Genomic DNA, 26,437 nt, shown 5'->3' on the forward strand with positions numbered 1-26,437 from the left:
CCCCGGTCGCGGGCCGGCTCGCCCGGTCCGTCGGGCCGGTCGGGTCAGGTGTACAGCTTCGCCGCCATCCGCCGGGACGCCAGCGTGAGCCCCAGCAGGGTGAGCCCGACAAGGTACCCGACATCGACCAGCCAGGACCATCCCGAACCGCCGGTGGTGATCGTGCGGACCAGGTCGACGGAGCGGTAGAGCGGGGTGACCTCGATCAGCCAGCGCAGCACCGCCGGGTACGCCTCGGCCGGGACGAACGTGCCGGAGAACAGGAAGAGCACGAACTGGGCCGAGCCCATCAGGTCGAAATCCTGCCAGCTGCGCATCAGCGTGGACAGGGTCATGCCGAGCGCGCCGAAGGTGAAGCCGATCAACACGGCGGCCGGCAGCGCCAGCAGCGCCCGACCCGGCGACGTGAGGTCCAGCAACACCATGATCGCCAGGAAGGCCGCCGAGTAGAGCGTGCCACGCACCATCGCCCAGCCCAGCTCGCCGAGGGCGATCTCGAACGGCTGTACGGGGGTCGCGAGGATCCCGTCGTACAGCTTCATGTACTTCATCTTGCCGAAGAAGTTGAAGGTCGTCTCCGCCATCGCGCCGGTCATGGCCGAGGAGGCGAGCATGGCCGGCGCCACGAAGGCCGCATAGCCCACCACCCGACCGTCGGGCAGGGTGAGCTGGTGTATCAGCGCGCCCACTCCGACCCCGATGGAGAGCAGGTAGAGCAGCGGCTCGAAGAAGCCGGAGATCAACACGATCCAGTACGCGGACTTCAACGCCGTCACGTTGCGCTCGGCCACCGAGGCCGCGCGCCGGGGTGCGCCCTCGAAGCTGACCAGCCGGGGCAGGACGAGACTGACCACAGATATCCCCTAGACCACGAGCCGGCGGCGGAACCGGGTCCGCGCCAGGAACCAGCCGAACACGGACCAACCGGCCAGAACGATCAGGTGCCCGGCCACCGACCAGTCGGGGGCGACGCCGAGGGCGGCGGCCCGGCACAGGTCGACGCCGTGCCAGAGCGGCAGCGCGTACGCGACCGCGCGCAGCACCACCGGCAGCGATCCGACCGGGAAGAACACCCCGGAGAACAGCGTCATGGGGATGACCCCGAACCGGAACAGCAGCGCCAGGTAGTTGTCGCTGGACACCGACGAGGTGTAGCCGAACACCGGCGCCGCCACCGCGAGCCCCACCAGCACCAGCACGGGCGCAACGACAAGCGCCCAGACCGAGTGCACCGCGCCGAACGCGGCGGCCACGGCGAGGAACACCAGGCCGCTGGCGAGCACCCGGAGGCAGACGAAGCCGAGGTGGCCGACCAGTACGTCGCGCACCCGCAGCGGGGCGGCGGCCTGGGCGAAGTAGGTCTTCATCCACTCGAAGTTGCTGAACACCGGCCAGGTGGACTCGCCGACGGCGACCTGCGCCGCGGTGGCGGCCATCAGCCCCGGCACCACGTAGTCGAAGTAGGGCACCCCGGCCACGCCACCGGTGACGTACGCCCCGACGCCCAGGCCGAAGCCGAGCATGCTGAGCACCGGCAGCAGGAACGAGGACAGCACGCTGGCCCGCCACGTCCGCCGGTAGCTGACCAGGTAGTACTCCAGGACGGCCAGCCCCGGCCAGCGGGGCGGCGCCGACACCACCCGTTGCTCCCGCGTCACCACCACAGACCCCCCGTCAGTCGACAAGCGTCCGGCCGGTCAGGTGCAGGAAGACGTCCTCCAGGCTGCTGCGCCGCACCAGCACGCTGGCCGGGGTGAGCGCCCGGGCCTGCACCGTGGCCAGCGCCGCGTCCCCGTCCGGCACGTACAGCAGCACCCGGTCCGGCAGCACCTCCACCCGGTCGCCGATCCCGGCCAGCTTGTCGGCGAACGCCTCCTGGGACTCGGCCGCGAAGCGCAGCTCGACCACCTCCCGGGTGGAATACCGCTCGATCAGGTCCCGGGGCGATCCCTCGGCGGCGATCCGGCCGCCGTCCATCACCACCAGCCGGTCGCAGAGCTGCTCGGCCTCGTCCATGTAGTGCGTGGTGAGCACCAGCGTCACGCCCTGCTGTTTGAGCCGGAACAGCCGCTCCCAGACCAGGTGCCGGGCCTGCGGATCGAGCCCCGTGGTCGGCTCGTCGAGCAGCACGATCTCCGGCTCGTTGACCAGCGCCCGGGCGATGGTCAACCGCCGCTTCATGCCGCCGGACAGCGGCTCCACCTTGCTGTTGGCCCGCTCGGTGAGCTGCACGAAATCCAGCAGCTCGGCGGCCCGCTGCCGGGCCACCCTGCGCGGGATGCCGAAGTAGCGGGCGTAGGTGGTGAGGTTCTCCCGCGCGGTCAGCTCCGGGTCGAGGTTGTCCAGCTGGGGACAGACGCCCAGCCGGGCCCGGATCTGCGGACCCTGCCGCACCGGGTCTAGGCCCAGGATCCGCAGCTCACCCTCGGTGGGCGGGGAGACGCAGCCGATCATGCGCATGGTGGAGGACTTGCCGGCGCCGTTGGGCCCGAGGAATCCGAACGCCTCCCCCGGCTGCACATCGACGTCGATGCCGGCCACCGCGGTGAAGTCACCGAAGCGTTTCACCAGGTTTCGGGCGCGGATGAGCGGTTGCTGAGCCACGAGGCGACCCTAGCCCGCCGGTCCGACAAAACCCCACCGGATTTGTCCGGCGGCACCGGGCCGCCCGGACGGCGCTCGACAGCCGCTCAGAGGTCGGCCGGCCTGGTCGCCGCGCGGGCGGCCGCGACCAGGTCGTCGGTGGCGGCGACGGTGGCGGGATCGTCGGCCGCGGCCCCGGTGTCGTACCGGACGGTCCAGGTCAACCCGTCCACGCCGGTGACCCGCCGGGCCACCACCCGGACTCCCCCGACGGCCAGCCGGTGGTGCACCGTGTAGCCGACCGAACGGGTCAGCCTGGCCCGGACCTGCTCCGGCACGTTTCCCGGAGAGAGCAGCAGGTACGTCCGTACCGGCGCGTCGGCCACCACGGCGTACCCGTCGCGGTCGGCGACCCGGGTGGCGGGGGTCACCGTCAGCTCGCGGCCCGACCACACCGCCTTGTGCAGCTCGTGCCAGCCCCACCGGTCGGTCCGGTCCGGCACCCACAGCCCGTGGTTGGTGACCACCACGACCCCGCCGTCCGCCGCGGCCGTACCGCCGTCCGCCGCGGCCGTACCGCCGTCCGCCGCGGCCGTACCGCCGTCGGCCGGCACGGTGGCCCAGGCCAGCACCCGCTCGCCGGGGGCCAGCGCCGGTCGGTGCTGCGCCGGCAGGCGCGGCCGGCGCCCGAACAGTCCCATCGCCTACAGCCCTCCCGCGGCCTGTTCGCGCAGCGCCCGGGCATGCTGTTCCAACGACAGCAGCTCGCCGAAGAGCGCGAAGTACTCGTCCTTGTTGGCCACCGGGTTCACCCGCTGGATCTTGGACTTGAGGTCCCGGACCCGGACGGTCACCGAGCCCAGCTCCAGCCGGGCCAGGGTCACCGAGACGTACCGGGGATCGGGGTCGCCGTCGATCCGCAGCGGCTCCACGGCCAGCTCCCCCACCAGGGCACGGGCCGCCAGATCGGCGCAGGCGTCCCGGACCTGTTCGATCCAGACCGCGCCGCCGGTCGCCACCGCGGCGCCGCCGGCCGCGGCGACCGCCGCACGCAACACGCGGTGCACCGGATGCAGGTACGCGGCCTCGTCCAACGCGTCGAACATCGGCCCGGCCAGCACCGGCACCTGGAGGGCCAGCTTCAGCGCCTCCCGCTCGACAAGCGACTGCGGGCTGTCGATCGTCGGTTCGGGGCGCCGGGGTGGGGCCGGCTCGGCGGCCCGGCGACCCTCCGCGCGGCCGGCGGCCGGGGGCTGCGCCGCCGCGGCCTGCACCGCCCGCTGCACCGGCTCGATCTCCATGCCCAGGTCGCCGGCGAGCTTGCGGACGTACTCGGGACGCTTCTCCCGGTCCTTGATCCGCGCCACCAGCGGAGCGGCCCGGCGCATCGCCTCCACCCGGCCGTCGACGGTGTCCAGGTCGTACCGGCTGATCGCCTGGCGCAGCGCGAAGTCGACAAGCGGCTCGCGGCGGGCGACCAGGTCCCGGACCGCCGTGTCGCCCTTGGCCAGGCGCAGCTCGCACGGGTCCATGCTGTCCGGGCTCACCGCGATGAACGTGCGCCCGACGAACCGCTGGTCCTCCTCGAAGGCGCGCAGCGCCGCCTTCTGTCCGGCCGCGTCGCCGTCGAAGGTGAAGATGACCTCACCCTCCCGACCGTCGGTGTCCATCAGCAACCGGCGCAGCACGCCGATGTGGTCCGCGCCGAAGGCCGTGCCGCAGGTGGCGACCGCCACCGGTACGTCGGCCAGGTGGCAGGCCATCACGTCGGTGTAGCCCTCGACGATCACCGCCCGGCCCTGCTTGGCGATCTCCCGCTTGGCCTGGTCGATCCCGTACAGCACGTGGGACTTCTTGTAGATGGGCGTCTCGGGCGTGTTCAGGTATTTCGGACCATCGTCGTCGTCGAACAGCCTCCGCGCCCCGAAGCCGATCACGTCCCCGGCCAGGTCCCGGATCGGCCACAGCAGCCGGCGACGGAACCGGTCGATGAGCGAACCGGAGCGGGCCTCCCGGGACAGCCCCGCGGTGACCAGTTCCGGACCGGTGAAACCCTGCTGGCGCAGGTGCCGGGTGAGCGGGTCCCAGCCGTCCGGGGCGAAGCCACAGCCGTACCGCTGGGCTGCGGCCCGGTCGAAGCCGCGCTGCGCGAGGAACTCGCGGGCCGCCCGCGCCGCGGGCGTGCCGAGCTGCCCCGCGTAGAACTCGGCGGCGGCGGCGTGCGCCGCGACCAGCCGCTGCTTCTGGCCCTGCTGCGCCCGGACCGGCGCGGGGCCGGCCTCCATGTAGCGCAGTTGGATGCCGGCCCGGCCGGCCAGCCGTTCGACCGACTCGACGAAGGTCAGGTGCTCGGCGTCCATCAGGAACTTGATGGCGTCGCCGCCCTGGCCGCAGCCGAAGCAGTACCAGACGTTGCGGGCCGGCGAGACGTTGAACGACGGGGACTTCTCGTCGTGGAACGGGCACAGCCCCTTGAGGTTGCCGCCACCGGCCGGTCGCAGCGTGACCGACTCGGAGATGACGTCGGCGATCGAGGTGCGCTCCCGGACCAGTGCGACATCCTCGTCCCGGATCCGACCAGCCATCCGCACCCCCTCCGGGATACATCCTGCCCTGCCCCGGCGATCTCCCCCCAGCCGGGTCCGCCCGCGCTACGGCCCGGCCGCCCGGCCCGCGGGGCGGGCCGGGTCGGCGGGCCGGCGGGCCGGCGCGGGTCAGGCGGGCCGGCGGTCGGCGGTCGGCTCGGCCTCGCCGAGCCGGGGAAACGGCTCGATCGAGAAGACCACCTCCACCGGCACCTCGAAGTACGCGGCGATCCGCAGCGCCAGATGCAGGCTCGGCCGGAACTCGCCGCGTTCCAGGTAGCCGACGGTCTGATAGTGCACCGCCAGCGCCTCGGCAAGCTGGCGGCGGGAGATGCCGCGTTCGGCGCGGAGCATGGCGATCCGGTTGTGGACCGTCTCACTCATCGTCAACGCCCCTCAGCCCGCCCTCCGGACGGCCCGTTCCCGCCGGGCCGCGACCCGGGAGCCCGACTCGCGGCGAGCCATCCGGCGCAGCAGCACCGGCGCCAGCACCAGGCCGAGCACCGCCCAGCCGCCCAGCACGGCGGCGGTCTCCAGGTGCCGCCACGAGTGGCCCAGTTCCACCGCGGCCAGGTCCGGGGCAGCAGGGCCGAGCGCATGCCCAACCCCAGCCAGTAGATCGGCAGCGCCTGGGCGACGCCCTGCACCCAGCCGGGCAGGTTGTTGATCGGATAGAAGATGCCGGAGATGGCGACGGTACCCATGATCGGCAGCACCACCAGGCCCATGTTGCGCGGGTTGTCGAACAACGCGCCGAGCACCGCGCCGATCGGCAGCGTCGCCACCAGCCCCAACGCGACCACCCAGACCAGCGTCAGCCAGTTGCCCGGGCGGTTCAGCGCGAGCCCGTCGAGGAACAGGCTGGCCGGCACCACCTGGATGATGAGTCCGATGATCGCCATCCCGGAGACCGCCACGATCTTGCCGATGAGATAGCCCAGCGTGCCGTTGGGAATGGCCTTGGCCCGCAGCAGCGTGCCGTCCTCCCGCTCCACGACGAGCTGCTGGGCCACCCCGACCAGGCCGGTGAAGGCCATCCCCATGCCCAGCGTGCCGGGCAGTGTCCGGGTGCCCAGCGAGAATCCGGTACCGGGCACGGTGGAGCCGCGCAGGAAGAAGATGACGATCAGCAGGACCGCGGTCGGGAAGAAGTAGCTCCACAGGTCCTGCGTGTTGGTGAACGAGTTGCGCAGCTCGGTCCAGCCCCGGGAGAGGCCGGCGCGGACGGCGGCGGTGGTCGGGTTCATCGGCTCAACTCCGTGCGCGGGCGGGTGCCGTCGCCCCGCACCCCCGACTCGTGCTCGTACACCAGGGTCATGTAGGTGTCCTCCAGGCTCGCCCGCCGTACCTCCAGGTCGGCCACGGCGTCGCCGTGCTGCCGGAACAGCTCACGGACAAATCGGGTGGCGTCCGCCGTCGAGTGCACGAACCGGTCCCCGTCGACCGTCCAGCGCACCTCGGCCTCGGCGGCCACCTGCCGGGAGAGCTGGTCCGCCGAGCCGTCGGCGATGACCCGGCCGCCGGCCAGGATCAGGATCCGGTCCGCCAGCTTCTCCGCCTCGTCCAGATCGTGCGTGGTCAGCAGGATCGTGGTCTCGTCCAGATCGGCGAGCCGATGCACCAGGTCGTGGAACTCCCGCCGGGCGGCCGGGTCGAAGCCGACCGTGGGCTCGTCCAGGAACAGCAGTTCGGGCCGGCCGACGATGCCGACTGCCACGTCCAGCCGCCGCCGCTGCCCGCCGGAGAGCTGGGACACCCGGCGGTTCGCCTGCTCCCCCAGGCCCACGGCCACGATCAGCTCGTCGACGTCCCAGGGCCGCCGGATCCGGTCGGTCGAGTACGCCGTGTAGAAGGAACCGAGATGCGCCAGCAGCTCGCGGACCCGCCACTTGCCGTGGTCCCGCCACGACTGCAGAACCACGCCGACCCTGGCCCGCCAGCTCTCACCGGCCCGTCCGGGATCGACGCCGAGCACGCTGACCTCGCCGGCCGAGCGCAGCCGGAAGCCCTCCAGGATCTCGATGGTGGTGGTCTTGCCCGCGCCGTTGGGGCCGAGCAGGGCCAGCACCTCGCCCTGGCGGGCGGTGAAGGTGACCCCGTGCAGGACGTCGGTGGAGCCGTACCTCATGCGCAGGTCCCGAACGTCGAGCACCAGGTCCTCGACCGGCGGACCGGCCTCCCGCAACGAATCCCGCTCCCGCACCGCTGTCACAGCTCTCCCCCTGATAACCGAACCAGTGCCTCGCAATGTAGCAGGTGTACTACATACGATCGCGCACCTGCGGCCCGCGCCAGGGCTTCCGCCGGCTATCGGAGGACGCTAGGACGAGGTCGGCGCCGCCCCCAGCGCCGCGGACTCCTCGGCCTCGGCGTCGCGGTTCCAGTCGGCCTTCGCCGCGCGCCAACCCTCGTCGTCGACGCCGCGGCGCCAGTAGCCGGAGATGGAGAGCCGGTCGGCCGGCACCGCCCGGTCGATCCGCAGCAGCCGGCGCAGCCGGCGGACCGCGTCCGCCTCGCCGTGCACGAAAGCGTGCACGTCGCCCGGCGGAAAGTCCAGCGCGGTGACGGCGGCGACCAGGGCCGCGCCGACCGGTTCGGCGTTGCGGTGCAGCCAGACGATCTCGACGTCCGGGCCGGCGGGCAGCTTCTGCTCCTCGGCCGGATCGGCGACCTCGACGAACACCCTCGCCACCGCGTCGGCCGGCAGCCGTTCCAGGGCCGCCGCGATGGCCGGCAGCGCGCTCTCGTCGCCTGCCAGCAGGTGCCAGTCCGCCGCCGGGTCCGGGGCGTACCCGCCGCCGGGGCCGAGGAAGCGGATCACGTCCCCCGGGCGGGCGGCGGCCGCCCACGGCCCGGCCAGGCCGTGTTCGCCGTGGTACACGAAGTCGATGATCAACTCCCGGGCCATCGGGTCGAAGGCCCGCACCGTGTACGACCGCAGCCGCGGCCACTGCTCGCGGGGCAGGTCCCGGTGCACGGCGGCGAGGTCGAACGGCTCGGGATACCGCACCTGCGGGCGCGGGAAGATCAGCTTCACGTAGTGGTCGGTGCAACCGCCCACGGGCAGCCCGGCCAGTTCCTCACCGCCGAGCACCACCCGGATCAGGTGCGGGGTGAGTCGCTCGGTCCGTACCACCCGGACCGTGGTCACCCGTCTTGTCCGTTCCGCCATGCAACTTAGGTTAGCCTAACCCCGGCGGTCCGGCACGCCGAGCGTCGCCAGCGACGAACCGGCGGTGCCAGGAGACGGCCGCCGGATCGGTCAGCGAGGCGACCTGGTCGATCACCACCCGCAGCCGGGCCGCGTCGTGCGGTGCCGCCGACCACAGCGGCGCGAAGACCGGATCGAGCCCGTCCGGAGCCCGCTCGGCCAGCCGCAGCACCAACTCGGTCAGCACCTCGCGCTGGCGCTCGTACCTGGCCCGGGCGCCGCTGCGGCGCATCACGTACCGCAGGGCCATGCCCTTGAGCAGTTCGCACTGCGCCCGGACCGGCCGCGGCACGGCGAGGTCGGCGTCGTACCGGCGAACCGGGCTCGGGCCGTACCGGTGGCTGGTCTCCGCGATGGCGGCGGCCACGAACCGCCCGACCAGCACGCTCGTGGTGGCCTTCACCGCGGCCGACGCGCGGTGTCCACCGTCGTACCCGGACAGCGGGGCCAGCACCGGGTCGGCGAGCAGTTCGGACAGCACGCCCGCGAGGTAGTCGATCGGTTCGGCCGAGTACGTCGCCGCCACGTCGACGCAGAGCGCCGCCCGCTCGTCCGGGTCCTCGACCAGCCGGGTCAACGTGAGATAGCCGCCGTGCACCCCGTCCTCCACGTCGTGCACCGAGTACGCGACGTCGTCGGCCCAGTCCATCACCTGCGCCTCCAGGCTGCGCACCCCCTCGGGCGCACCGTCGCGCAGCCAGCGGAACACCGGCTCGTCGTCGGCGTACAGCCCGAACTTGCGCAGCCCGGGCCGGCGCGGCCACGGGTACTTGACGGTGGCGTCCAGCGCGGCCCGGGTCAGGTTCAGCCCGGCCGAGTGCCCGTCCGGGCCGTACACCTTGGCCTCCAGCCGGGTGAGCACCCGCAGCGTCTGCGCGTTGCCCTCGAAGCCTCCGCAGTCGCGGGCCACGGCGTCCAGCGCGGTCTCACCGTTGTGCCCGAACGGCGGGTGGCCCAGGTCGTGCGCGAGGCCGGCCACGTCCACCACGTCCGGGTCGCAGCCCAGCCGCTGCCCCATCTCCCGGGCGATCTGGGCGACCTCCAGCGAATGGGTCAGCCGGGTCCGCAGGAAGTCGTCGGTGCCCGCGGTGTGCACCTGGGTCTTGGCGGCCAGCCGCCGGAACGCGGCGGAGTGCAGCACCCGGCCGCGGTCGCGCTGGAACGGCCCGCGGCCGTCCTCGGTGTCCTTCACCGGTTCCGGTACCCACCGCTGCGCGTCCCGCGGATCACCGGCCGCGGCGGGACCGGGATCGTGCCATGCGGTCCCGGACGCCGGGGTGCTGGTCATCCGCGAAGCGTAGTCGCCGAACGGGTCAGCTCAGCGCGTCCAGCACACAGAACTCGTTTCCCTCCGGGTCGGCCAGCACCGTCCACCGGACCTGGGCCGGCTGTCCCACGTCGACGTGCCGGGCGCCCATCCCCACCAGCCGTTCGACCTCGGCCTCCCGGTCGTCCGGGCGCAGGTCCAGGTGCAGCCGGTTCTTCGTGGTCTTGTCGTCCAGGACCGGTACGAAGATGAGCGCGGGCAGGGTGTCCCGGCTACGCCGGATCTCCACCTCGTCGGCGGACTCGTGGACGATCTGGTAACCGAGCGCCGCGGCCCACCAGCGGGCCAGCCGGGCCGGATCCTGGGCATCGACCACCATGTTCTCCCAGATACTGCCCACCGGCGATGCCTCCTCGCGAAACGGTGCCAACCCGTCCCGGTAGGTTACGCCGATGGCGCCGGAACCGCCGATCCGGTGATGGCAACCCCCGATAGGGCAGAGTTGCTGACCGATCGCCGGGCCTCGGGGCACCCGCCGCGACCCGACCCGGGTGTAGCGTGCCGGAAGCGGAACGTCACCGGATGCCGAACGGCGCGCCCTGACCCAGCGGCGGCCGACAGCCCGCAAGGAGACGCCTGTGGATGCCGAAGCCGTCCTGCGGCGAGAGCTGCAACAGCTGCGCCAGCGTCGGTCCGATGTGGCCGGCAGCGTGCTGGCCGGCGTCGACGGCCTGCACATCACCAGCGACCTCTCCCGGATCAACCCGGAACACGTGGCCGCGATGGCGGCCGCCGGCGCCGGCCTGAGTGGCCGGTTCGCCGAAACGGTGGGGCAGGGACGGCTGCGCGAGTTCGTGGTGCACGGCACCGACGGCTACGTGATCTGCTACCCGGCCGGTTGGCAGGCCCTGCTGGCCGTGGTGACCCGGCCTGCGGTGAACCTGGCCCGGCTGCACCCGGAGGGGCGGGCCCTGGCACACCGGCTGGGCGGCCTCGTCGACTCGCTCTGGCCGCCGGCCCCGGGCACCGCCGCCATTCCGGCCCCGCGGCCGGCGACCGAGCTGCGTACCTCGCGGGCCGCCCGGGCGCCGATGCTCACCTCGCGGTCCGGCCTCGGCGCGCGGCGACGCCCACCCGGTCGGCCCTGACCACCACCGCCGCCAGCACCACCGCCGCCAGCACCACCGCCGCCAGCACCACCGCCGCCGGTGCCGCCGGCGCCACCAACACCGCCAGCGGCACCGCCGGCGCGGCGGATCAGCGGCTGTCCGAGCCGGCCGTCCGGACCGCCGCGCGGCCGGACTCCAGCCGGGCCACCGGAACCCGGAACGGCGAGCAGGACACGTAGTTCAGACCGACCTCGTGGAAGAAGTGCACCGAGTCCGGGTCGCCGCCGTGCTCGCCGCAGATCCCGAGCTTGAGGTCCGGGCGGGTGGCCCGGCCCTCCTCGCAGGCGATCCGCACCAGCCGGCCCACCCCGTCCCGGTCCAGGGTCTCGAACGGCGACACCCCGAAGATGCCCCGGTCCAGGTACGCCGAGAAGAACGCGGCCTCGACGTCGTCCCGGGAGAAGCCCCAGGTCGTCTGGGTCAGGTCGTTGGTGCCGAAGGAGAAGAACTGGGCCGCCTCGGCGATCTGGCCGGCGGTCAGCGCCGCCCGGGGCAGTTCGATCATCGTGCCGATCAGGTGCGGCACCTCGATGCCCTCCCGCTGGCACACCTCGGTCGCGACCCGCTCGGCCTCGTCGCGGACCAGCTCCAGCTCCTGTACGGCGTCGACAAGCGGAATCATGATCTCGACCCGGGGCTCGCCGCCGGCCTTGCGGTGCTCGGCGGCGGCCTCGATGATCGCCCGGACCTGCATGGCGAACAGTCCGGGCACCACGATGCCGAGCCGGACCCCGCGCAGTCCGAGCATCGGGTTCTGCTCGTGCAACCGGTGTACGGCCTGGAGCAACCGCAGCTCGTTCTCGTGCGCCTCGCCCCGCTCCTCGGCCACCGCCACCCGGACCGACAGCTCGGTGATGTCCGGCAGGAACTCGTGCAGCGGCGGGTCGAGCAGCCGGACCGTCACCGGGAGCCCGTCCATCGCGGCGAAGATGCCGATGAAGTCCTCCCGCTGCAACGGCAGCAGCGCGGCGAGCGCCTGCTCGCGCTCGCTGTCGGAGTCGGCCAGGATCAGCCGCTCCACGTACTGCCGCCGTTCGCCAAGGAACATGTGCTCGGTACGGCACAGCCCGATGCCCTGGGCGCCGAACCGCCGGGCCCGCTCGGCGTCCTCCGGGGTGTCCGCATTGGCCCGGACCGCCAGCCGGCGCGCCTCGTCGGCGTGCGACATGATCCGGTGCACCGCGCGGACCAGTTCGTCGGCCTTCTCGTCCGTCGGGTCGAGCTGCCCCTCGAAGTACTCCACGACGGGTGACGGCACCACCGGGACCTCGCCCCGGTAGACGGCGCCGCTGCTGCCGTCGATCGAGATGACGTCCCCCTCCTCGACGACCAGGCCGCCGGGACCGGTGAACCGCCGGCCCCGGGTGTCCACGTCCAGTTCCTCGGCGCCGCAGACGCAGGTCTTGCCCATCCCCCGGGCCACCACGGCGGCGTGCGAGGTCTTGCCGCCGCGGGAGGTGAGGATGCCCTGGGCCGCGATCATGCCGTCCAGGTCGTCCGGGTTGGTCTCCCGGCGGACCAGGATGACCTGCTCGCCGGCCGCCGAGCGCCGCACCGCGGTCTGCGAGTCGAAGACCGCCTGCCCGACCGCCGCACCGGGCGAGGCGTTCATGCCCGTGGTCACCAGGTCCGCCTTGGCGCCGGTGCCGAAGCGCGGGAACATGAGCTGCGCGAGCTGCACCCCGGTGACCCGGTTGAGCGCCTCGTCGAGGTCGATCAGACCCTCGTCGACCAGCTGGGTGGCGATCACGAACGCCGCCGCGGCGGTCCGCTTGCCGACCCGGGTCTGCAACATCCACAGCTTGCCGCGCTCGATGGTGAACTCGATGTCGCACAGGTCCTGGTAGTGCTCCTCCAGCCGGGCCATGATGCCGAGCAGTTCGTCGTACGAGGTCTTGTCGAGCCGTTCCAGTTCCTGCAACGGCACGGTGTTCCGGATCCCGGCCACCACGTCCTCGCCCTGGGCGTTGGCCAGGTAGTCGCCGTAGATGCCCTGGTTGCCGCTGGCCGGGTCGCGGGTGAACGCCACACCGGTGCCGGAGTCCGGCCCGAGGTTGCCGAAGACCATGGTCACCACGTTGACGGCGGTGCCCAGGTCGGCGGGGATCCGCTCCTGCCGGCGGTAGAGCACCGCCCGCTCGGCGTTCCACGACTCGAAAACCGCGTTGATGGCGAGGTCGAGCTGCTCGCGCGGGTGCTGCGGGAAGTCGCGGCCGGTGTGCTGGACGAAGATGTTCTTGTACGCCTCGACCAGCGCCCGCAGGTCGGTGGCGTCCAGATCCAGGTCGCTGGTCGTGCCCTTGGCCTTCTTGGCGCCCTCCAGCGCGTGCTCGAACTCGTCGCCGGGCACGTCGCAGACCGTCTTGCCGAACATCTGGATGAGCCGGCGGTAGGAGTCCCAGGCGAACCGCTGCGCGGCGGCGGAGTCGGCGCCCTGCGCCGCGCCGGCCTGCCGGGCCAGCCCGTGCACGCTCTCGTCGTTGAGTCCCACGTTGAGGACGGTCTCCATCATGCCGGGCATCGAGAACTTGGCGCCGGAGCGGACCGACACCAGCAGCGGGTCGGCCGGGTCGCCGAGCTTCCGGTTCATGGCGCGCTCCAGCGCCGCCAGGTGCGCGCCGATCTCCCGGTCCAGCCCGTCCGGGGTCTCGCCACTGTCCAGATAGGCGTTGCACGCCTGGGTGCTGATGGTGAACCCGGGAGGCACCGGCAGGCCGAGGTTGGTCATCTCCGCCAGGTTGGCGCCCTTGCCGCCGAGCAGGTCCTTCATGTCCTTGTTGCCCTCGGCGAAGTCGTACACATACTTGGTCTGCGCTGCCACCGGAGCCTCCCGAGCCGTTCGACACTGAACGAAGGTTTGGTTTGTTCATACCCCGCCACCAGGCGACCACAACAGGGCCGACCAGCACGCCTACGCTGGGCCCCTGAGCAGCCGTTTAGGTGGCCGAAGGCTAAGCGACCGGCGGGCGCCGGGGCAGCACTCGGTGACAATCCGCACAACAGTCCTGGGTGTACCGTTTCGCCCCGGTACGTGGGAGCGCTCCCCCGCGCACAACCGCGCAGGGGGTCAGCCGAACGGCCAGGAGGCCAGGCGAACGGCCAGGAGGCCAGCCGAACGGCCAGGAGGCCAGCCGAGTGGCCCAGGAGGCCGGGCCAACTGGCAGGGGGTCAGGCGAACAGCTCGGCGATGGCGGCGGCGGCCGCGGCGGGCTCGGCGGTCGGGAAGTAGTGGCCGCCGGCCACCACGCGGCAGTCCAGCACCAGCTCCGCCGGCAGGTCTTCCGGCACCGCCTCCGGCGGGCAGAGCCGGTCGCCGGCGCCCACCAGCACCCGGACCGGCACGGTCACCGGCCCGGTGAGGCCGTCCGGGGCCAGCGCGATGTCCCGGCGGAACCGCGGCAGCAGCAGCCGGCCGATCTCCTCCGGGCTCAGCGAGGTCTCCGGCAGCAGGCCGAGCCCGGACAGCCGGGCGATCAGGGCGCCGTCGTCCGGCTCGGTGAGCAACGCCCGCACCGCACCGCGTTCGCGCAGCGGCGGGGCCGCGAGCAGCAGCCGGGTGCCGGCCAGCTCCGCGCCGACCAGCTCCGCCACGGCGAGCGCCAGCACCGCGCCCAGGCTGTGACCGAGCAGCACGGTCCGGTCGGACAGGTACGGGCGGACCGCGTCGGCCCAGGCCCGCGCCACCTGGTCCAGATCGGCGTCGGCGTCGTGCTCCGCCGCACCGGCCAGCACCCGCCAGCCGTCCGGCAGCTGCCGGGCCAGCCGGCTGAACGCGCCGGGCGATCCGCCGGCGTGCGGGATGCAGAGCAGGGTCGGCCCGTCCCCCGCGCGCAGCGTCCGCAGCGTGACCTCGGCCGCCCGGACCGGGGCCGCCCGCAGCCGGTACCGGGCCAGCTTGCCGGTGGAGGTGACCGGCAACTCGTCCACCACCTCGACGGTCACCGGCCGCTTGAACGGCGGCAGGCCGCGCCGGAACGCGGCCCGGGCGACGCGGCGCAGCTCCGCGCGGTCGGCCCCGGCCTCCGGCACCACGTACGCGACCGCCTGTTCCAGGCCGCGGGCGTCGCGCGAGCCGACCACCGCGCACTGGGCCAGTCCGGGTACGCCGCGGGCCGCCGCCTCGATCTCGAACGGCGACACCTTGAACCCGCCGATGTTGAGCAGGTCGTCGCGGCGGCAGACGTACCCGATCGTGCCGTCCGGACCGCGCCGCACCACGTCCCCGGTGTACGCGCCGCCGTCGGCGAAGGTCCGGGCCGCGGCCTCCGGGCGGTCCAGGTAGCCGGCCGCCACCGACCGGCCCGCGACGTGCAGCCGGCCCTCGGTGCCGTCCGCCACCTCCCGGCCGTCGTCGTCCCGCACGGTGATCAGGGCGCCGGGCACCGCCGTACCGGTCGAGCCCGGCTCGGTGCCGCGGGTCGCCACCACGATGTGCAGCACCTCGGTGGCGCCCAGCCCGTTCACCAGCGGCGCCCCGCAGACGCGCGCGAACTCGGCGCAGACCGGCGCCGGCAGGTGCTCGCCGGCCGACACGGCGAGCCGGAGCGGACCCAGGTCGGCCGACCCGCGCTCGCGGGCGCGGTCCAGCAGCGCCGTGTAGATGCGCGGCACCGCGCACAGCACGGTGGGACGGTGCCGTTCGATCGCCGCGCTCACCGCGTACACGTCCGGCGGGCCGGCGTGCAGCACCGTGGACGCGCCGGCCGCGAGCGGGAAGAGCAGCGAGTTGCCGAAGCCGTACCCGAAGGACAGCTTGGCGGTGGACAGCACCCGGTCCGCCGGGCCGAGGTCCAGCAGCCGGCCGAACCCGTCGAGCACGGCGGCGATGCCGGAGACCGTGTGCAGGACGCCCTTCGGCACCCCCGTGCTGCCCGAGGTGTACTGGATCAACACCACCTCGTCGGGTCCCGGGACCGCGGGTGGTGGCGGCGCGAGGTCCGTCGGCGCCGCCCAGTCCGGCCCGCCGCGCGGGACGTCGAGGGCGCCCTCCGCCGGCGTCGCGGTGGCGGCGCGGGCGTCCAGGTGCAGGTACCGGGCGCCGCAGTCGGCCGCCAGAAAGGCCAGCTCCGCTCCGGTGAGCAACGGGCTCACCGGTACCGCGACCAGGCCGCGCCACCAGAGCGCGAGCACGGCCACCACGGTGGGGACCGCGTCGTCCGCCACCACCAGCGCGGGCGAGCCCGGCGGGATCCCGGCGGCGGCCAGCCGGGCCGCGTAGGCGCCGACCGCGCGGTGCAGGTCGGCGTAGCCGATCCGGCCCTCGGCGTCGACGTACGCGGTCGCCTCGCCCCGGCCCTCGGCCAGGTGCCGGCTCAGCAGCCGGTCGAGCAGGTCCAGTCCGGTCATCTCACTCCTCGTGCGCACGGGCCACCTCCACGACCGCCGCGGTACCCGGCTCGATCGCCACCGCGCGGGCCGTCGCCGGGCCGTCCGCGCCACCGCAGGCCGCCACGGCCGCGGCCACCGCCAGCAGTCCGCCGGCCGCGCCGAAGTCGCCCAGCCGGCGCTCCAGGTGGTACGCCCGGCCGGCCGGGCCGGGCAACGCGTCGACGATCGCCGGGTCGGCCGCGGACACCACCGTCACGGCCGGCGCCGCCGCCTGCGGGCCGGCCACCGCCGCCAGCCGGGTGGCCAGGTCGTCCGGGCCGGTGAAGCCGAACCGCCGGACCGCCCGCAGCAGCGGCGCCCCGGTCGCCCGGCCCCGGCCGGCGGCCCGGTCCCGGCGCTCCAGCGCCAGGCAGGCCGCCCCCTCGGCCGGCGGCGCTCCGGCCGGGGCCCCGCCGCCGTCCGGCACGCTCCACCGGCTGATCGACGCGGATCCGCCCGCCACCGCCCGGCCGGCCCCCGCCCGCAGGAACCGGACCGCCTCCAGCACCGCGGACATCCCGGCGGTGACCCCGCCGATCACCGTCTCCGTCGGCCCGGTGAGGCCGAGCCGGATCGAGACGGTCGAGGCCGGGCCGTTGAACGCGGACAGCGGCGCGCGGACGGGGCTGGTCAGCCCCGGGTCGAGCAGGGCGGCGTCGGTGCAGATGGCCGCGTACTCGGCCAGGCCGGCGGTGGAGCTGGCCCACAGCACCGCGCCGGACGCCTCGCCCGGCCACCGCGCCGCGGCGGTGGCCTCGGCCGCCGCCGCGAGTGCCAGCAGCGACTCGTGCGGCCAGTTGCGCAGCCCGCGCGTCGGCAGCCGGTCGGGCAGCCGCACCTGCACCGGGACGGGTGTCCAGCGCGACACCGGCGCCAGGTCGGTGCCGGGCGCCGCCAGCGTGCGCACCCCGCCGGGTACCGGTGCGGCGCCGGTGAGCTGCCGGACCAGGTCGGCCGGCCCGGTCACCCCGGGCAGCCGCAGCCCGAGGCCGCAGACGTCAATGTCCATCCCGATCCCCCCTGCCCAGCAGCAGCGTGGTCACCCCGCCACCGAAGCCGTAGCCGGGGCTGGCCACCAGCGACACCGGCTGCCGGCGGCCCTCGGCCGGCACCAGGTCGAGCCCGTCGGCGGCCGGGTCGGGGCGGCGCAGCGTGACGTTCCCCGGGATCACGCCGTCGGCCAGCGCCCGGACCGCGAGCACCGCCTCCAGCGCCGCGGCGGCGCCCGCCGCGTGCCCGAGCTGGCCCTTCACCGAGGAGACCGCCGGACGGCGCCGGCCGGCCAGGACCTTCAGCACGGCCCGCGCCTCCACCCCGTCGTTGGCCGGTGTCCCGGTGCCGTGCGCGCACACCCAGTCCAGGTCGTCCGGCTCCACGCCCGCGTCGTCCAGCACCGCCTGCAACGTCGCGACCAGGGCCGTCCCCTCGGGGTGTGGCTGGGTCATGTGGTGCCCGTCGGCGGCGGACGCGCAGGCCAGCACCGCGGCCCGGGGCCGGACGCCCCGGGCCGCGCACCGGTCCGCCCGTTCGAGGATCACCACCCCGGCCCCCTCGGCCGGCATCGTGCCCCGGCGGTCGGCGTCGAACGGCCGGACCACGTCGGGGGCGAGCGCCCGCAGCGCGGTGAACATCGCGAAGATCTCCAGCGACAGCTCCTCCACGCCGGCGCAGACCGCCACGTCCACCTCGCCGGCCAGCACCGCCCGGTAGCCGGCGGCGATCGCGCCGTTGCCGGCCGAGCAGCCCGAGGCGAGCAGCAGGACGGGACCGGGCCGGCCCAGCACCGCCCGTACCGGGCCGAGCAGGCCGGCCGGGTCGGCCCAGCACCGGTCCGGTACCGCGAGCCCGGCCGGTCCGATCCCGGCGTCCAGGGTGGGCCGGGTGGCCATCACGCTGCCGACGTAGAGCCCCAGCGTGGCCTCGGGCGGCGGATCCGCGTCGGCCAGCGCCTCCCGGACGGCGGCAGCGAGGTAGCGGGCCGCCCGCGACCGGTGCGGCGGCACCATCGCGTCCAGCGCCGGCACCGCGTCGTCCGGCACCTGGCCGGCCCGCCGGGTCGGATAGCGGGACAGGTCGAACCGGGTCACCGGGCCGGTGAGCACGCGGCCGGCGCGGACCGCCGCCCACAGCCGGTCGGCGCCGAGACCGGCCGCGGAGACCGCGCCGAGGCCGGTGACCGCGACCCGGGGTTGGTCAGTCGGCAAGGTCGACCCCGCGGGCACGCAGCACGGTCAGCACGTCCGTGAAATCATTCAATCCGGCGGCTTCAGAATCTGTGAATCTTATTCCGAATCGTCGCTCAAGCTGCACCACGAATTCAATCTTCTGGAGCGAATCTATCCCCAGATCCGCGTAGAAGCCCGCTCCCCCGGTAATCTCCCCGGGTTCCACCTCGAACGCCTCTGCGGCCAGTTCACGCAGGTCGGTGGCGGTCATCTCGTTGCTCCGCTGCTGCATTTCCCGCTCGCTCCTTGTCGACCCACCCGTGGCTCGCCATGGATTTTCCACGGTCGAAATGCATTTTGCCAACGGTCGACACGCCGAGAATTGATCGGTGCCCGAGACGACATTCCGGGATAGCCGACGCGACTGACCGACCTGCCGCCGGCGGGAGATCTGGCCGGCGGCAGATCCATCGATCGCCGGCGACCGTATGGGAGCGCTTCCATGCAGAGTCCGCGCAGGTTGGCTAGCCTGGAGACCCCTACCGCGGAGCCGCCCCGGCTCCGGTTGCCCAGCAGGAAGTGATGGCCGTGAGCCTCGTACCCACCGAAGCCGCTCCCGCGTCGCCCCCGCACGACGCGGCGGTGTCGGCCCGGCTCGGCGCCGTGATCCCGGCACCGGTCCGGGTGGAGCCGCTACCGGGTGTCACCTACCGGCTGAGCCCGGAGACCACCGTCCGGGCCACTCCCGAGCCCGGCCCGCTGGCGGTGGCCGGGCAGCTCGCCGAGCTGCTGCGCGGCCCGACCGGATATCCCTGCCCGGTCGCCCCGGCCGGCGCCGCCGGCGCCGAGGGGGACATCAGCCTGCTGCTCACCCCCGAGGCCACCGAGCCCGAGGGCGGCGGGGCCGAGGGCTACCAGCTCGACGTGACCACGGACGGCGTCGCCATCCGGGCCCGGACCGTCGCCGGGCTGTTCTACGGGGTGCAGACCCTGCGCCAACTGCTTCCGCCGGCCGTGGCCGCCGGCACGCCCGGTCCCGGCCCCTGGCTGGTGCCGGCCGGGCGGATCGTGGACCACCCCCGGTACGCCTACCGGGGCGCCATGCTGGACGTGGCACGGCACTTCTTCGACGTCGACGCGGTCTGCCGGTACGTCGACCAGCTCGCCCAATACAAGATCAACCACCTGCACCTGCACCTGACCGACGACCAGGGCTGGCGGATCGCCATCGAGTCCTGGCCGCTGCTGACGCAGGTCGGCGGGGCGGGCCAGGTCGGCGGCGGGCCGGGCGGCCACTACTCGAAGCAGGACTACCGGCGGATCGTCGAACACGCGGCCAGCCGGCAGATGACCGTGGTGCCGGAGATCGACGTACCCGGGCACACGAACGCCGCACTGGTCGCGTACCCGCAACTCGCGCCCGGCGGCGTCGCGCCCGGCCCGTACGCGGGCACGGACGTGGGGTTCAGCGCGCTGGCCATCGACCAGGACCGGACGTACGCCTTCCTGGCCGACGTGTTCGGCGAGCTGGCCGACCTCACCCCCGGGCCGTTCCTGCACCTCGGCGGCGACGAGGCGTTCACCCTGGCGCCCGACCCGTACGCCCGGTTCATGGACCGCGCCCAGCGGATCATCGCGGCCACCGGCAAGCGGGTGCTCGGCTGGCACCAGATCGCCCCGACCGCGCACGTCCAGGGCCGGGTGCTGCACTACTGGGGCACCGCCCGGCAGGACGCCGGGGTGGCGGAGGCGGTGCGGCGCGGCGCGCAGGTGCTGCTCTCCCCCGCCGACCGCACGTACCTGGACATGAAGTACACCGCCGCGACCCGGCTGGGCAAGGAGTGGGCCGGCCGGATCGAGGTACGCCAGGCGTACGACTGGGAGCCGGCCGACCACCTCGACGGCGTACCGGCGGACCGGGTGCTCGGCGTCGAGGCGCCGCTGTGGACCGAGACCGTGACCACCTCCGCGGAGATCGAGTACCTGACGTTCCCGCGGCTGCCCGCGATCGCCGAGCTGGGCTGGTCCGCGCCGGGCCGCCGGGACTGGGCCGGCTTCCGGCGCCGGCTCGCCGCCCAGGCGCCCGGCTGGCGGGCCGCCGGGATCACCTTCCACGCCTCGGCGCAGGTCCCCTGGCCGGCGCCGGCGACACCGACGGCCCCGGCGACACCGACGGCCCCGGCGGTCCCGGCCGCCCGCCGACCGGGCGACCCGGCAACCCGCTGAACCGGCACCCCACCGAACCGGCGGGGTGCCGGACCGGCGGGGTGCCGAACTGGCGGACGACCGAGCCGGCGGGGCGTGCGCATATACCGCAACTAGTTTCCTCGAACAACCATTTTCTTCCTTCATCGACGCATGCAGAATAATGAACGTCCGTTAACCCCCAACGGGCGCGCGGACCCTACCGGGTCCGTCATCTGCCAGATGGAGGCACTTCATGCGCCGAATTCCCATCTCCCTGGGTGTGTTGACCACAACCACACTCGTCGTCGCCCTCGGTGCCACCGCCGCCAACGCGGCGCCCACCGACCCGTTCAGCCGGGCCCTCGGGCAGCTCAAAAGCCATGCCGGCGCCACACATTTCGGCGCCGGCCAGAGCTTCACGCTGAAGAACGTCAGCACCGACGCCGACGGCACCCAGCACGTCCGGATGCACCGCTACTACCAGGGCCTGCCGGTGCTCGGCGGCGACCTGGTGGTGCACGTCGGTGCGGGCAACACCTGGCGCGGCGTCAGCCAGACCCGGACCGCCGCACCGGCCGCCGCGATCGCGACGGCCGCCCGGCGCAACGGCATCAGCGCCGACGCCGCCGCGGCGACCGCGCTGGCCGCCTCCACCGCCACCGCGAAGACCGTCGCCGGCTCCCAGCTCGTCATCGACGCCGGGGACGGCGTGCCGGCCCGGGCCTACGAGGTCGTGGTCTCCGGCATCCAGGCCGACAGCACCCCGAGCCGGCTGCACGTCCTGGTGGACGCGACCACGGGCGCGGTGCGCGAGTCCTGGGACGCCGTCCAGACCGACGGCGTCGGCAACACCTTCCACTCCGGAACCGTCACCGTCGGCAGCACGGCGTCCGGCTCCACGTACCAGCTCGCCGACGCCACCCGGGGCGGGCACCGGACGTACAGCCTCAACGGCGCCACCAGCGGCACCGGCACGCTGGTCACCTCCAGCACCAACGTCTTCGGCGACGGCACCCTGAGCAACTCGGCCACCGCCGCCGCCGACGCCGCGTACGGCGCGCAGGAGACCTGGGACTTCTACAAGAACACGTTCGGCCGGCTGGGCATCCGCAACGACGGGGTCGGCGCGTACAGCCGGGTCCACTACAGCAGCAACTACGCCAACGCGTTCTGGGACGACTCCTGCTTCTGCATGACCTACGGCGACGGCAGCTCCGGTTGGTACCCGCTGACCTCGCTGGACGTGGCCGGGCACGAGATGAGCCACGGCGTCACCAGCAACACCGCCGGGCTGCGCTACATCGGCGAGTCGGGCGGCCTCAACGAGGCCACCAGCGACATCTTCGGCACCCTGGTGGAGTTCTACGCGAACAACCCGAACGACCCGGGCGACTACCTCATCGGCGAGAAGCTGCGCTCCAGCGGCGTACCGCTGCGGTACATGGACAAGCCGTCCAAGGACGGTTCGTCGGCGGACTGCTGGTCGGCCCTGCTGCGCTTCCGGGACGTGCACTACTCCTCCGGCGTGGCGAACCACTTCTTCTACCTGCTGGCCGTCGGCAGTGGCGCCTCCACCTGGGGCAACAGCCCGACCTGCAACAGCAGCACGATCACCGGCATCGGCAACGCCAAGGCCGGCGCCATCTGGTACCGCGCGCTCACGGTCTACATGACCAGCACCTCGAAGTACTCCGACGCGCGCACGGCGACCCTGAACGCCGCCCGTGACCTCTACGGCTCGGGCAGCACCGAGTACAACACCGTGGCCGCGGCCTGGTCCGCGGTCAGCGTCAGCTGAGCTGACCGGAGGGGACCCCTGTCACCGCCCGCAAGCGGCAGGGGTCCCCTTCCGCGTTCCCGGACACCGGACCGCCGAACAGCCGGACCGCCGGGCCGCCGGGCCGCCGGGCCGCTGGCACCGGTCAGGCACCGCTTCCGCCGCGCCGCCGGTCAGCCGCGGTCAGCCCCCGGAGTCGGCCAGCTCGGCGCCGGCCGGCACCTCGGCGCTGTCCCGGTCCGCGAGCCAGCCGTCGGGCAGGAAGACCTTGCCGGGCGCGTTGGTCCGGCCGCGCGGCTGGCCGAGCGCGTCCAGCGGGAACGGCTCGGCCGGATCCAACCGGCCCAGCAGGTCGTCCAGCTCCGCCAGGCTGCTCACCATGGCCAGCCCGCGGCGCAGCTCGCCACCCACCGGGAAGCCCTTGAGATACCACGCCACGTGCTTGCGGAAGTCGGTGCAGCCGTCCCGCTCCGGGTCCGCCGCCCGGCCGGCGCCGCGCGGTTGCGCCGCCTCGTCCCCGCTCGGCGTGAACGCCGCGACCAGCAGCTCGGCGTGCCGGCGCATGGTGACGGCCACCTCGCCCAGCGTCGGCAGCCGCCGCTGCGGCCGGCCGGCGAACGCCGCCGCGAGGTCGGCGAACAGCCACGGCCGGCCCAGACAGCCGCGCCCCACCACCACACCGTCGACGCCGGTGTGCGTCACCATCCGCAGCGCGTCGTCGGCCTCCCAGATGTCGCCGTTGCCCAGCACCGGCACGTCGAGCGCCTGCTTGAGGGCGCCGATCGCGTCCCAGTCGGCCTTGCCGGAGTAGCGCTGCGCCGCCGTGCGACCGTGCAGCGCCACCGCCGCCACCCCGGCGTCCTGGGCGGCGAGCCCGGCCTCGACGTACGTCAGGTGGTCGTCGTCGATGCCCTTGCGCATCTTGACCGTGACCGGGACCCCGGCGGGCGCCGCGGCCCCGACGGCCGCCCCGACCAGCCGGGCGAAGAGCCGGCGCCGCCAGGGCAGCGCCGCGCCACCGCCCTTGCGGGTGACCTTGGGCACCGGGCACCCGAAGTTGAGGTCGATGTGGTCGGCCAGGCCCTCCTGCACCACCATCCGCACGGCCGCGGCCGTGACCTCCGGATCGGTGCCGTAGAGCTGGAGGCTGCGCGGCCGCTCGTCGCCGCCGAACGCGATCATGCGCAGCGTCTTCGGGTTGCGCTCCACCAGCGCCCGCGTGGTGATCATCTCGCAGACGTAGATGCCGCCGCCCTGCTCCCGGCACAGTTGCCGGAACGCCACGTTGGTGATGCCGGCCATCGGCGCGAGCACCACCGGCGGATCAACCGCGTACGTTCCCAACCGCAAGGTCACGCCTCCGAGAATGACACGCCGCGGGATGGACCGCCGCGCGCGTCAGCCGAATACGTCGATGGCCGTGACGACCAGCACGTCATCGGGCAGCCGGCCACCCGGTGGTACGCCCGTGGTGGATCGGCGTTGCGCCCTGAGGCGAACCGGCCGAGTGGCCTCAGCAGCCGGGAAGGCGCTCGATCAGGTACGTCTCGACCCGGTCCAGCGAGATCCGCTCCTGGCCCATGGTGTCCCGGTTGCGGATGGTCACGGCGTTGTCGTCCAGGGTGTCGAAGTCGACAGTGACGCAGAACGGCGTGCCGATCTCGTCCTGCCGCCGGTACCGGCGGCCGATCGCCTGCGAGTCGTCGAACTCCACGTTCCACCGCCGGCGCAGGTCGGCGGCGAGCCCCTTGGCCTTCGGCGACAGCGCCTCGTTGCGGGACAGCGGCAGCACCGCCACCTTGATCGGGGCCAGCCGGGGGTCGAAGCGCAGCACGGTCCGCTTGTCCACCCCGCCCTTGGTGTTCGGCGCCTCGTCCTCGTCGTACGCCTCAAGCAGGAACGCCAGCACCGCCCGGGTCAGGCCGGCCGCCGGCTCGATCACGTACGGCATCCAGCGGCTGCCCTTGTCCTGGTCGAAGTACGACAGGTCGACCCCGGAGTGCTTGCTGTGCGTGCCCAGGTCGTAGTCGGTCCGGTTGGCGATGCCCTCCAGCTCGGCGAACTCGGTGCCGCCGAACCGGAACCGGTACTCGATGTCCACCGTCCGGGTGGAGTAGTGCGACCGCTTCTCCGCCGGGTGCTCGAAGAAGCGCAGGTTGGCCTCGGACAGCCCCAGGTCGATGTACCAGTTCCAGCGCTCCTGCAGCCAGTACTCGTGCCACTGCTCGTCGGTGCCGGGCTCGACGAAGAACTCCATCTCCATCTGCTCGAACTCGCGGGTGCGGAAGATGAAGTTGCCGGGGGTGATCTCGTTCCGGAACGACTTGCCGACCTGGGCGATGCCGAACGGCGGCTTCTTGCGGGCCGAGGTGGCCACGTTGTTGTAGTTGACGAAGATGCCCTGGGCGGTCTCCGGCCGCAGGTAGTGCAGCCCTTCCTCGCTCTCCACCGGGCCCAGGAAGGTCTTCATCAGGCCGTTGAACATGCGGGGGGCGGTGAACGAGGCCTTCGCGCCGCAGTTCGGGCAGTTGATCTCGGTGAGCGACGCGGGCGGGCGGCCGTGCTTCTCCTGGAACGCCTCCTCCAGGTGGTCGGCCCGGAACCGCTTGTGGCAGGACTGGCACTCGGTCAGCGGATCGACGAACTCCTCGATGTGGCCCGACGCCTCCCAGACCTGGCGGGCCAGGATCACCGCGGAATCGATGCCGACCACGTCGTCGCGCTGCTGGACCATCGTCCGCCACCACTGCCGGCGGACGTTCTCCTTGAGTTCCACGCCGAGCGGGCCGTAGTCCCACGCCGAGCGGGTGCCGCCGTAGATCTCGCTGGACGGGTAGACGAAGCCTCGCCGCTTGGCGAGGCTGACAACGGCATCGATACGGTCGGCCGGCATGGCTACCTCCTACGCCGACTGGCGGTCGGCGGGGACGGGTCGGAAAGGGAACGGTCGGGAGAGCAGCGGGTCAGGAATGCACCGGGTCGGAAATGCACCGATCAACGGCATATTCACGGTACGACCGCCGCTGGACCCGCGGCCAGCAGATTACCCGTCCGGCCGGGACCGACCGGCCACGGGTCACCCGGGCGGCGGGTCGCGGGGACACGCGCTAGGCGATCCCGCAGACCTCGAACCGGCCGGTGCTGCTGTCCTGGGCGAGTTCGACCTGTTCGCTGCGCTGGTCGCCGGTGGCGTAGGTCACGGTGACCGGGACCGTGACGTCCGGCGGGCTGGTGGCGTTGCCCACGTGGTACGTGGTGATGTCCGGCTCGGTGGCCAGCCGCGCGGAGAACTCCTCCGGTGTCTCCCGGCGCTGGTCGGCGTCGCAGAGCAGGCCGTACGCCTTGTCGAACTCCTTGTCCCGCACGGCCTGGAGGTAGTCGTTGACCACGACCCTGGCCTGCTCGTTCAGCGCCTGGGTGCCGGAGACGACCAGCCCGACCAGCGCGGCACCGCCACCGCCGCAGCAGACCAGCGCCGCGAGGGCGCCGACGCCGAGCCCGAGCCAGACCCGGACCGAACGGCCCTCGGTGGGTGGCGCCGCGAACGGCGGAGTGGCGCCGGGACCGGGCGGCGGACCGGGTACGCCCGCGCCCGGGGCCGGTGGCGCCGGCTGCGCCGGTTGCGGCCCGATGGCGCCGTGACCCTGCGCCGGGGCACCGGACGGCACGGGTACGTCGTGCCCGGTCGGCATCGCCGGGCCGCCCGGTCCGGAAACGGTCATGACCGCAAGGGTAGTGCCCTACCGCTCAGCGATGCGGATTCCCCGCACGATCACTGTGCGTGATCACGACCTCGCCGTCCGGCTCGGCGCTGGCCAGGGACTCGTACGCGGACGGCTCGTCCAGCGACTCGGCGAGCAGCGGCACGGCGGCGATCTTCACGTCGAACGCGCCGAGCGCCCGCCGGTAGCTGCCGACCGACTCCCACTCGGTCACCAGGCACCAGTGCCGCGGGTCGTCCAGCGCCCGCAGGAGCTGCCCGCGGCGGTAGCCGGGCCGGGCGGCCAGCGCGGCCAGCGCCGCGTGCGCCCGTCCGGTGAACGGCTCCGCGGCTTCTTCCTCGATCAGGAAGCGGTTTGTGACGAGCACCCGTACCTCCAGCGGGTGGAACGGCGGAGCCGCTGGC

Annotated in this window: 22 protein-coding genes and 1 pseudogene; 3 read left to right on the forward strand and 20 right to left on the reverse strand. The window is 73.5% G+C overall.

What is annotated here, in order from left to right; genetic code table 11:
• Positions 1-44 precede the first annotated feature (44 nt).
• The 11 genes and pseudogenes from CIK06_RS21765 to CIK06_RS21815 all read right to left on the reverse strand — a co-directional run bounded on the left by CIK06_RS21765 (position 45) and on the right by CIK06_RS21815 (position 10,046).
• Positions 45-854: an ABC transporter permease gene (locus tag CIK06_RS21765; protein WP_095566366.1), complete on the reverse strand. Its 810-nt coding sequence runs from the start codon at positions 852-854 to the stop codon at positions 45-47.
• A gap of 9 nt (positions 855-863) precedes the next feature.
• Positions 864-1,664: an ABC transporter permease gene (locus tag CIK06_RS21770; RefSeq protein ID WP_095566367.1), complete on the reverse strand. Its 801-nt coding sequence runs from the start codon at positions 1,662-1,664 to the stop codon at positions 864-866.
• A 10-nt stretch (positions 1,665-1,674) separates the two neighbouring features.
• Positions 1,675-2,604, reverse strand: a complete 930-nt coding sequence (locus CIK06_RS21775) for an ABC transporter ATP-binding protein (RefSeq protein WP_095566368.1) — start codon at positions 2,602-2,604, stop codon at positions 1,675-1,677.
• Between the two features lie 86 nt (positions 2,605-2,690).
• Entirely contained in the window at positions 2,691-3,284 is a 594-nt protein-coding gene (locus tag CIK06_RS21780; protein ID WP_095566369.1) for a hypothetical protein, read from the reverse strand.
• Between the two features lie 3 nt (positions 3,285-3,287).
• Positions 3,288-5,168 carry a DNA primase gene (dnaG, locus tag CIK06_RS21785; RefSeq protein WP_095566370.1) on the reverse strand — a complete coding sequence of 627 codons (1,881 nt, stop codon included), beginning with the start codon at positions 5,166-5,168 and terminating at the stop codon, positions 3,288-3,290.
• A gap of 129 nt (positions 5,169-5,297) precedes the next feature.
• Positions 5,298-5,552, reverse strand: coding sequence for a helix-turn-helix transcriptional regulator (locus tag CIK06_RS21790; RefSeq protein WP_095566371.1), 255 nt, complete (start codon positions 5,550-5,552; stop codon positions 5,298-5,300).
• 12 nt (positions 5,553-5,564) lie between these two features.
• Positions 5,565-6,415 (reverse strand): annotated as a pseudogene (locus CIK06_RS21795) (ABC transporter permease).
• Positions 6,412-7,296 (reverse strand): ABC transporter ATP-binding protein, encoded by an 885-nt coding sequence (locus tag CIK06_RS21800; RefSeq protein ID WP_095568029.1) that lies wholly within the window; start codon positions 7,294-7,296, stop codon positions 6,412-6,414. The pseudogene CIK06_RS21795 and the gene CIK06_RS21800 overlap by 4 nt, the downstream one beginning before the upstream one ends.
• A gap of 192 nt (positions 7,297-7,488) precedes the next feature.
• Positions 7,489-8,340 (reverse strand): siderophore-interacting protein, encoded by an 852-nt coding sequence (locus CIK06_RS21805; protein ID WP_095566372.1) that lies wholly within the window; start codon positions 8,338-8,340, stop codon positions 7,489-7,491.
• Positions 8,341-8,350: 10 nt separating this feature from the next.
• Positions 8,351-9,667, reverse strand: coding sequence for a deoxyguanosinetriphosphate triphosphohydrolase (locus CIK06_RS21810; RefSeq protein WP_095566373.1), 1,317 nt, complete (start codon positions 9,665-9,667; stop codon positions 8,351-8,353).
• 25 nt (positions 9,668-9,692) lie between these two features.
• A complete protein-coding gene (locus CIK06_RS21815) occupies positions 9,693-10,046 on the reverse strand; it encodes a VOC family protein (RefSeq protein ID WP_095566374.1) in 354 nt (117 codons plus the stop codon).
• Between the two features lie 238 nt (positions 10,047-10,284).
• Here CIK06_RS21815 and CIK06_RS32035 point away from each other — a divergent pair, with 238 nt between their 5' ends.
• The gene (locus tag CIK06_RS32035; protein ID WP_157756889.1) at positions 10,285-10,794 is read left to right on the forward strand and encodes a roadblock/LC7 domain-containing protein; all 510 of its coding nucleotides are present in this window, start codon (positions 10,285-10,287) and stop codon (positions 10,792-10,794) included.
• Between the two features lie 109 nt (positions 10,795-10,903).
• Here CIK06_RS32035 and ppdK read toward each other — a convergent pair whose 3' ends face one another.
• From ppdK to CIK06_RS21845, 5 genes are all read right to left on the reverse strand, one after another.
• Complete coding sequence (ppdK, locus tag CIK06_RS21825; protein ID WP_095568030.1) at positions 10,904-13,585, reverse strand: pyruvate, phosphate dikinase; 2,682 nt, start codon at positions 13,583-13,585, stop codon at positions 10,904-10,906.
• 398 nt (positions 13,586-13,983) lie between these two features.
• Complete coding sequence (locus CIK06_RS21830) at positions 13,984-16,161, reverse strand: alpha/beta fold hydrolase (protein ID WP_095566375.1); 2,178 nt, start codon at positions 16,159-16,161, stop codon at positions 13,984-13,986.
• A 1-nt stretch (position 16,162) separates the two neighbouring features.
• On the reverse strand, positions 16,163-17,191 hold the full coding sequence (locus tag CIK06_RS21835) for a beta-ketoacyl synthase N-terminal-like domain-containing protein (RefSeq protein ID WP_095566376.1): 1,029 nt from the start codon (positions 17,189-17,191) through the stop codon (positions 16,163-16,165).
• Positions 17,181-18,386, reverse strand: coding sequence for a beta-ketoacyl synthase (locus tag CIK06_RS21840; RefSeq protein ID WP_198347965.1), 1,206 nt, complete (start codon positions 18,384-18,386; stop codon positions 17,181-17,183). Before CIK06_RS21840 ends, CIK06_RS21835 begins: the two co-directional genes overlap by 11 nt.
• Positions 18,376-18,639: an acyl carrier protein gene (locus CIK06_RS21845; RefSeq protein ID WP_095566378.1), complete on the reverse strand. Its 264-nt coding sequence runs from the start codon at positions 18,637-18,639 to the stop codon at positions 18,376-18,378. Before CIK06_RS21845 ends, CIK06_RS21840 begins: the two co-directional genes overlap by 11 nt.
• 290 nt (positions 18,640-18,929) lie before the next feature.
• Between CIK06_RS21845 and CIK06_RS21850 the strand changes: the two genes are divergently transcribed.
• Together CIK06_RS21850 and CIK06_RS21855 are read left to right on the forward strand one after the other, a co-directional pair.
• A complete protein-coding gene (locus tag CIK06_RS21850) occupies positions 18,930-20,573 on the forward strand; it encodes a beta-N-acetylhexosaminidase (RefSeq protein WP_095566379.1) in 1,644 nt (547 codons plus the stop codon).
• A gap of 214 nt (positions 20,574-20,787) precedes the next feature.
• Positions 20,788-22,332 carry a M4 family metallopeptidase gene (locus tag CIK06_RS21855; protein WP_095566380.1) on the forward strand — a complete coding sequence of 515 codons (1,545 nt, stop codon included), beginning with the start codon at positions 20,788-20,790 and terminating at the stop codon, positions 22,330-22,332.
• 162 nt (positions 22,333-22,494) lie between these two features.
• Here CIK06_RS21855 and dusB read toward each other — a convergent pair whose 3' ends face one another.
• The 4 genes from dusB to CIK06_RS21875 all read right to left on the reverse strand — a co-directional run bounded on the left by dusB (position 22,495) and on the right by CIK06_RS21875 (position 26,400).
• Entirely contained in the window at positions 22,495-23,613 is a 1,119-nt protein-coding gene (gene dusB / locus CIK06_RS21860) for a tRNA dihydrouridine synthase DusB (protein ID WP_232534360.1), read from the reverse strand.
• Positions 23,614-23,824: 211 nt separating this feature from the next.
• On the reverse strand, positions 23,825-25,204 hold the full coding sequence (locus CIK06_RS21865) for a glycine--tRNA ligase (RefSeq protein WP_095566382.1): 1,380 nt from the start codon (positions 25,202-25,204) through the stop codon (positions 23,825-23,827).
• A 214-nt stretch (positions 25,205-25,418) separates the two neighbouring features.
• Positions 25,419-26,033 carry a hypothetical protein gene (locus CIK06_RS21870; protein ID WP_232533787.1) on the reverse strand — a complete coding sequence of 205 codons (615 nt, stop codon included), beginning with the start codon at positions 26,031-26,033 and terminating at the stop codon, positions 25,419-25,421.
• Positions 26,034-26,058: 25 nt separating this feature from the next.
• Positions 26,059-26,400, reverse strand: coding sequence for an antibiotic biosynthesis monooxygenase (locus CIK06_RS21875; RefSeq protein ID WP_095566383.1), 342 nt, complete (start codon positions 26,398-26,400; stop codon positions 26,059-26,061).
• Positions 26,401-26,437 lie beyond the last annotated feature (37 nt).

The sequence above is a fragment of the Plantactinospora sp. KBS50 genome (assembly GCF_002285795.1).
GTDB lineage: Bacteria > Actinomycetota > Actinomycetes > Mycobacteriales > Micromonosporaceae > KBS50.

Coding starts and splice junctions, on each gene's coding strand:
- CIK06_RS21780 (WP_095566369.1), bottom strand. CDS start 3,284: ATGGGACTGTTCGGGCGCCGGCCGCGCCTGCCGGCGCAGCACCGACCG.
- dnaG (WP_095566370.1), bottom strand. CDS start 5,168: ATGGCTGGTCGGATCCGGGACGAGGATGTCGCACTGGTCCGGGAGCGC.
- CIK06_RS21790 (WP_095566371.1), bottom strand. CDS start 5,552: ATGAGTGAGACGGTCCACAACCGGATCGCCATGCTCCGCGCCGAACGC.
- CIK06_RS21800 (WP_095568029.1), bottom strand. CDS start 7,296: ATGAGGTACGGCTCCACCGACGTCCTGCACGGGGTCACCTTCACCGCC.
- CIK06_RS21805 (WP_095566372.1), bottom strand. CDS start 8,340: ATGGCGGAACGGACAAGACGGGTGACCACGGTCCGGGTGGTACGGACC.
- CIK06_RS21810 (WP_095566373.1), bottom strand. CDS start 9,667: ATGACCAGCACCCCGGCGTCCGGGACCGCATGGCACGATCCCGGTCCC.
- ppdK (WP_095568030.1), bottom strand. CDS start 13,585: ATGAAGGACCTGCTCGGCGGCAAGGGCGCCAACCTGGCGGAGATGACC.
- CIK06_RS21830 (WP_095566375.1), bottom strand. CDS start 16,161: ATGACCGGACTGGACCTGCTCGACCGGCTGCTGAGCCGGCACCTGGCC.
- CIK06_RS21835 (WP_095566376.1), bottom strand. CDS start 17,191: ATGGACATTGACGTCTGCGGCCTCGGGCTGCGGCTGCCCGGGGTGACC.
- CIK06_RS21845 (WP_095566378.1), bottom strand. CDS start 18,639: ATGCAGCAGCGGAGCAACGAGATGACCGCCACCGACCTGCGTGAACTG.
- CIK06_RS21850 (WP_095566379.1), top strand. CDS start 18,930: ATGGCCGTGAGCCTCGTACCCACCGAAGCCGCTCCCGCGTCGCCCCCG.
- CIK06_RS21855 (WP_095566380.1), top strand. CDS start 20,788: ATGCGCCGAATTCCCATCTCCCTGGGTGTGTTGACCACAACCACACTC.
- dusB (WP_232534360.1), bottom strand. CDS start 23,613: ATGGCCGGCATCACCAACGTGGCGTTCCGGCAACTGTGCCGGGAGCAG.
- CIK06_RS21865 (WP_095566382.1), bottom strand. CDS start 25,204: ATGCCGGCCGACCGTATCGATGCCGTTGTCAGCCTCGCCAAGCGGCGA.
- CIK06_RS21870 (WP_232533787.1), bottom strand. CDS start 26,033: ATGACCGTTTCCGGACCGGGCGGCCCGGCGATGCCGACCGGGCACGAC.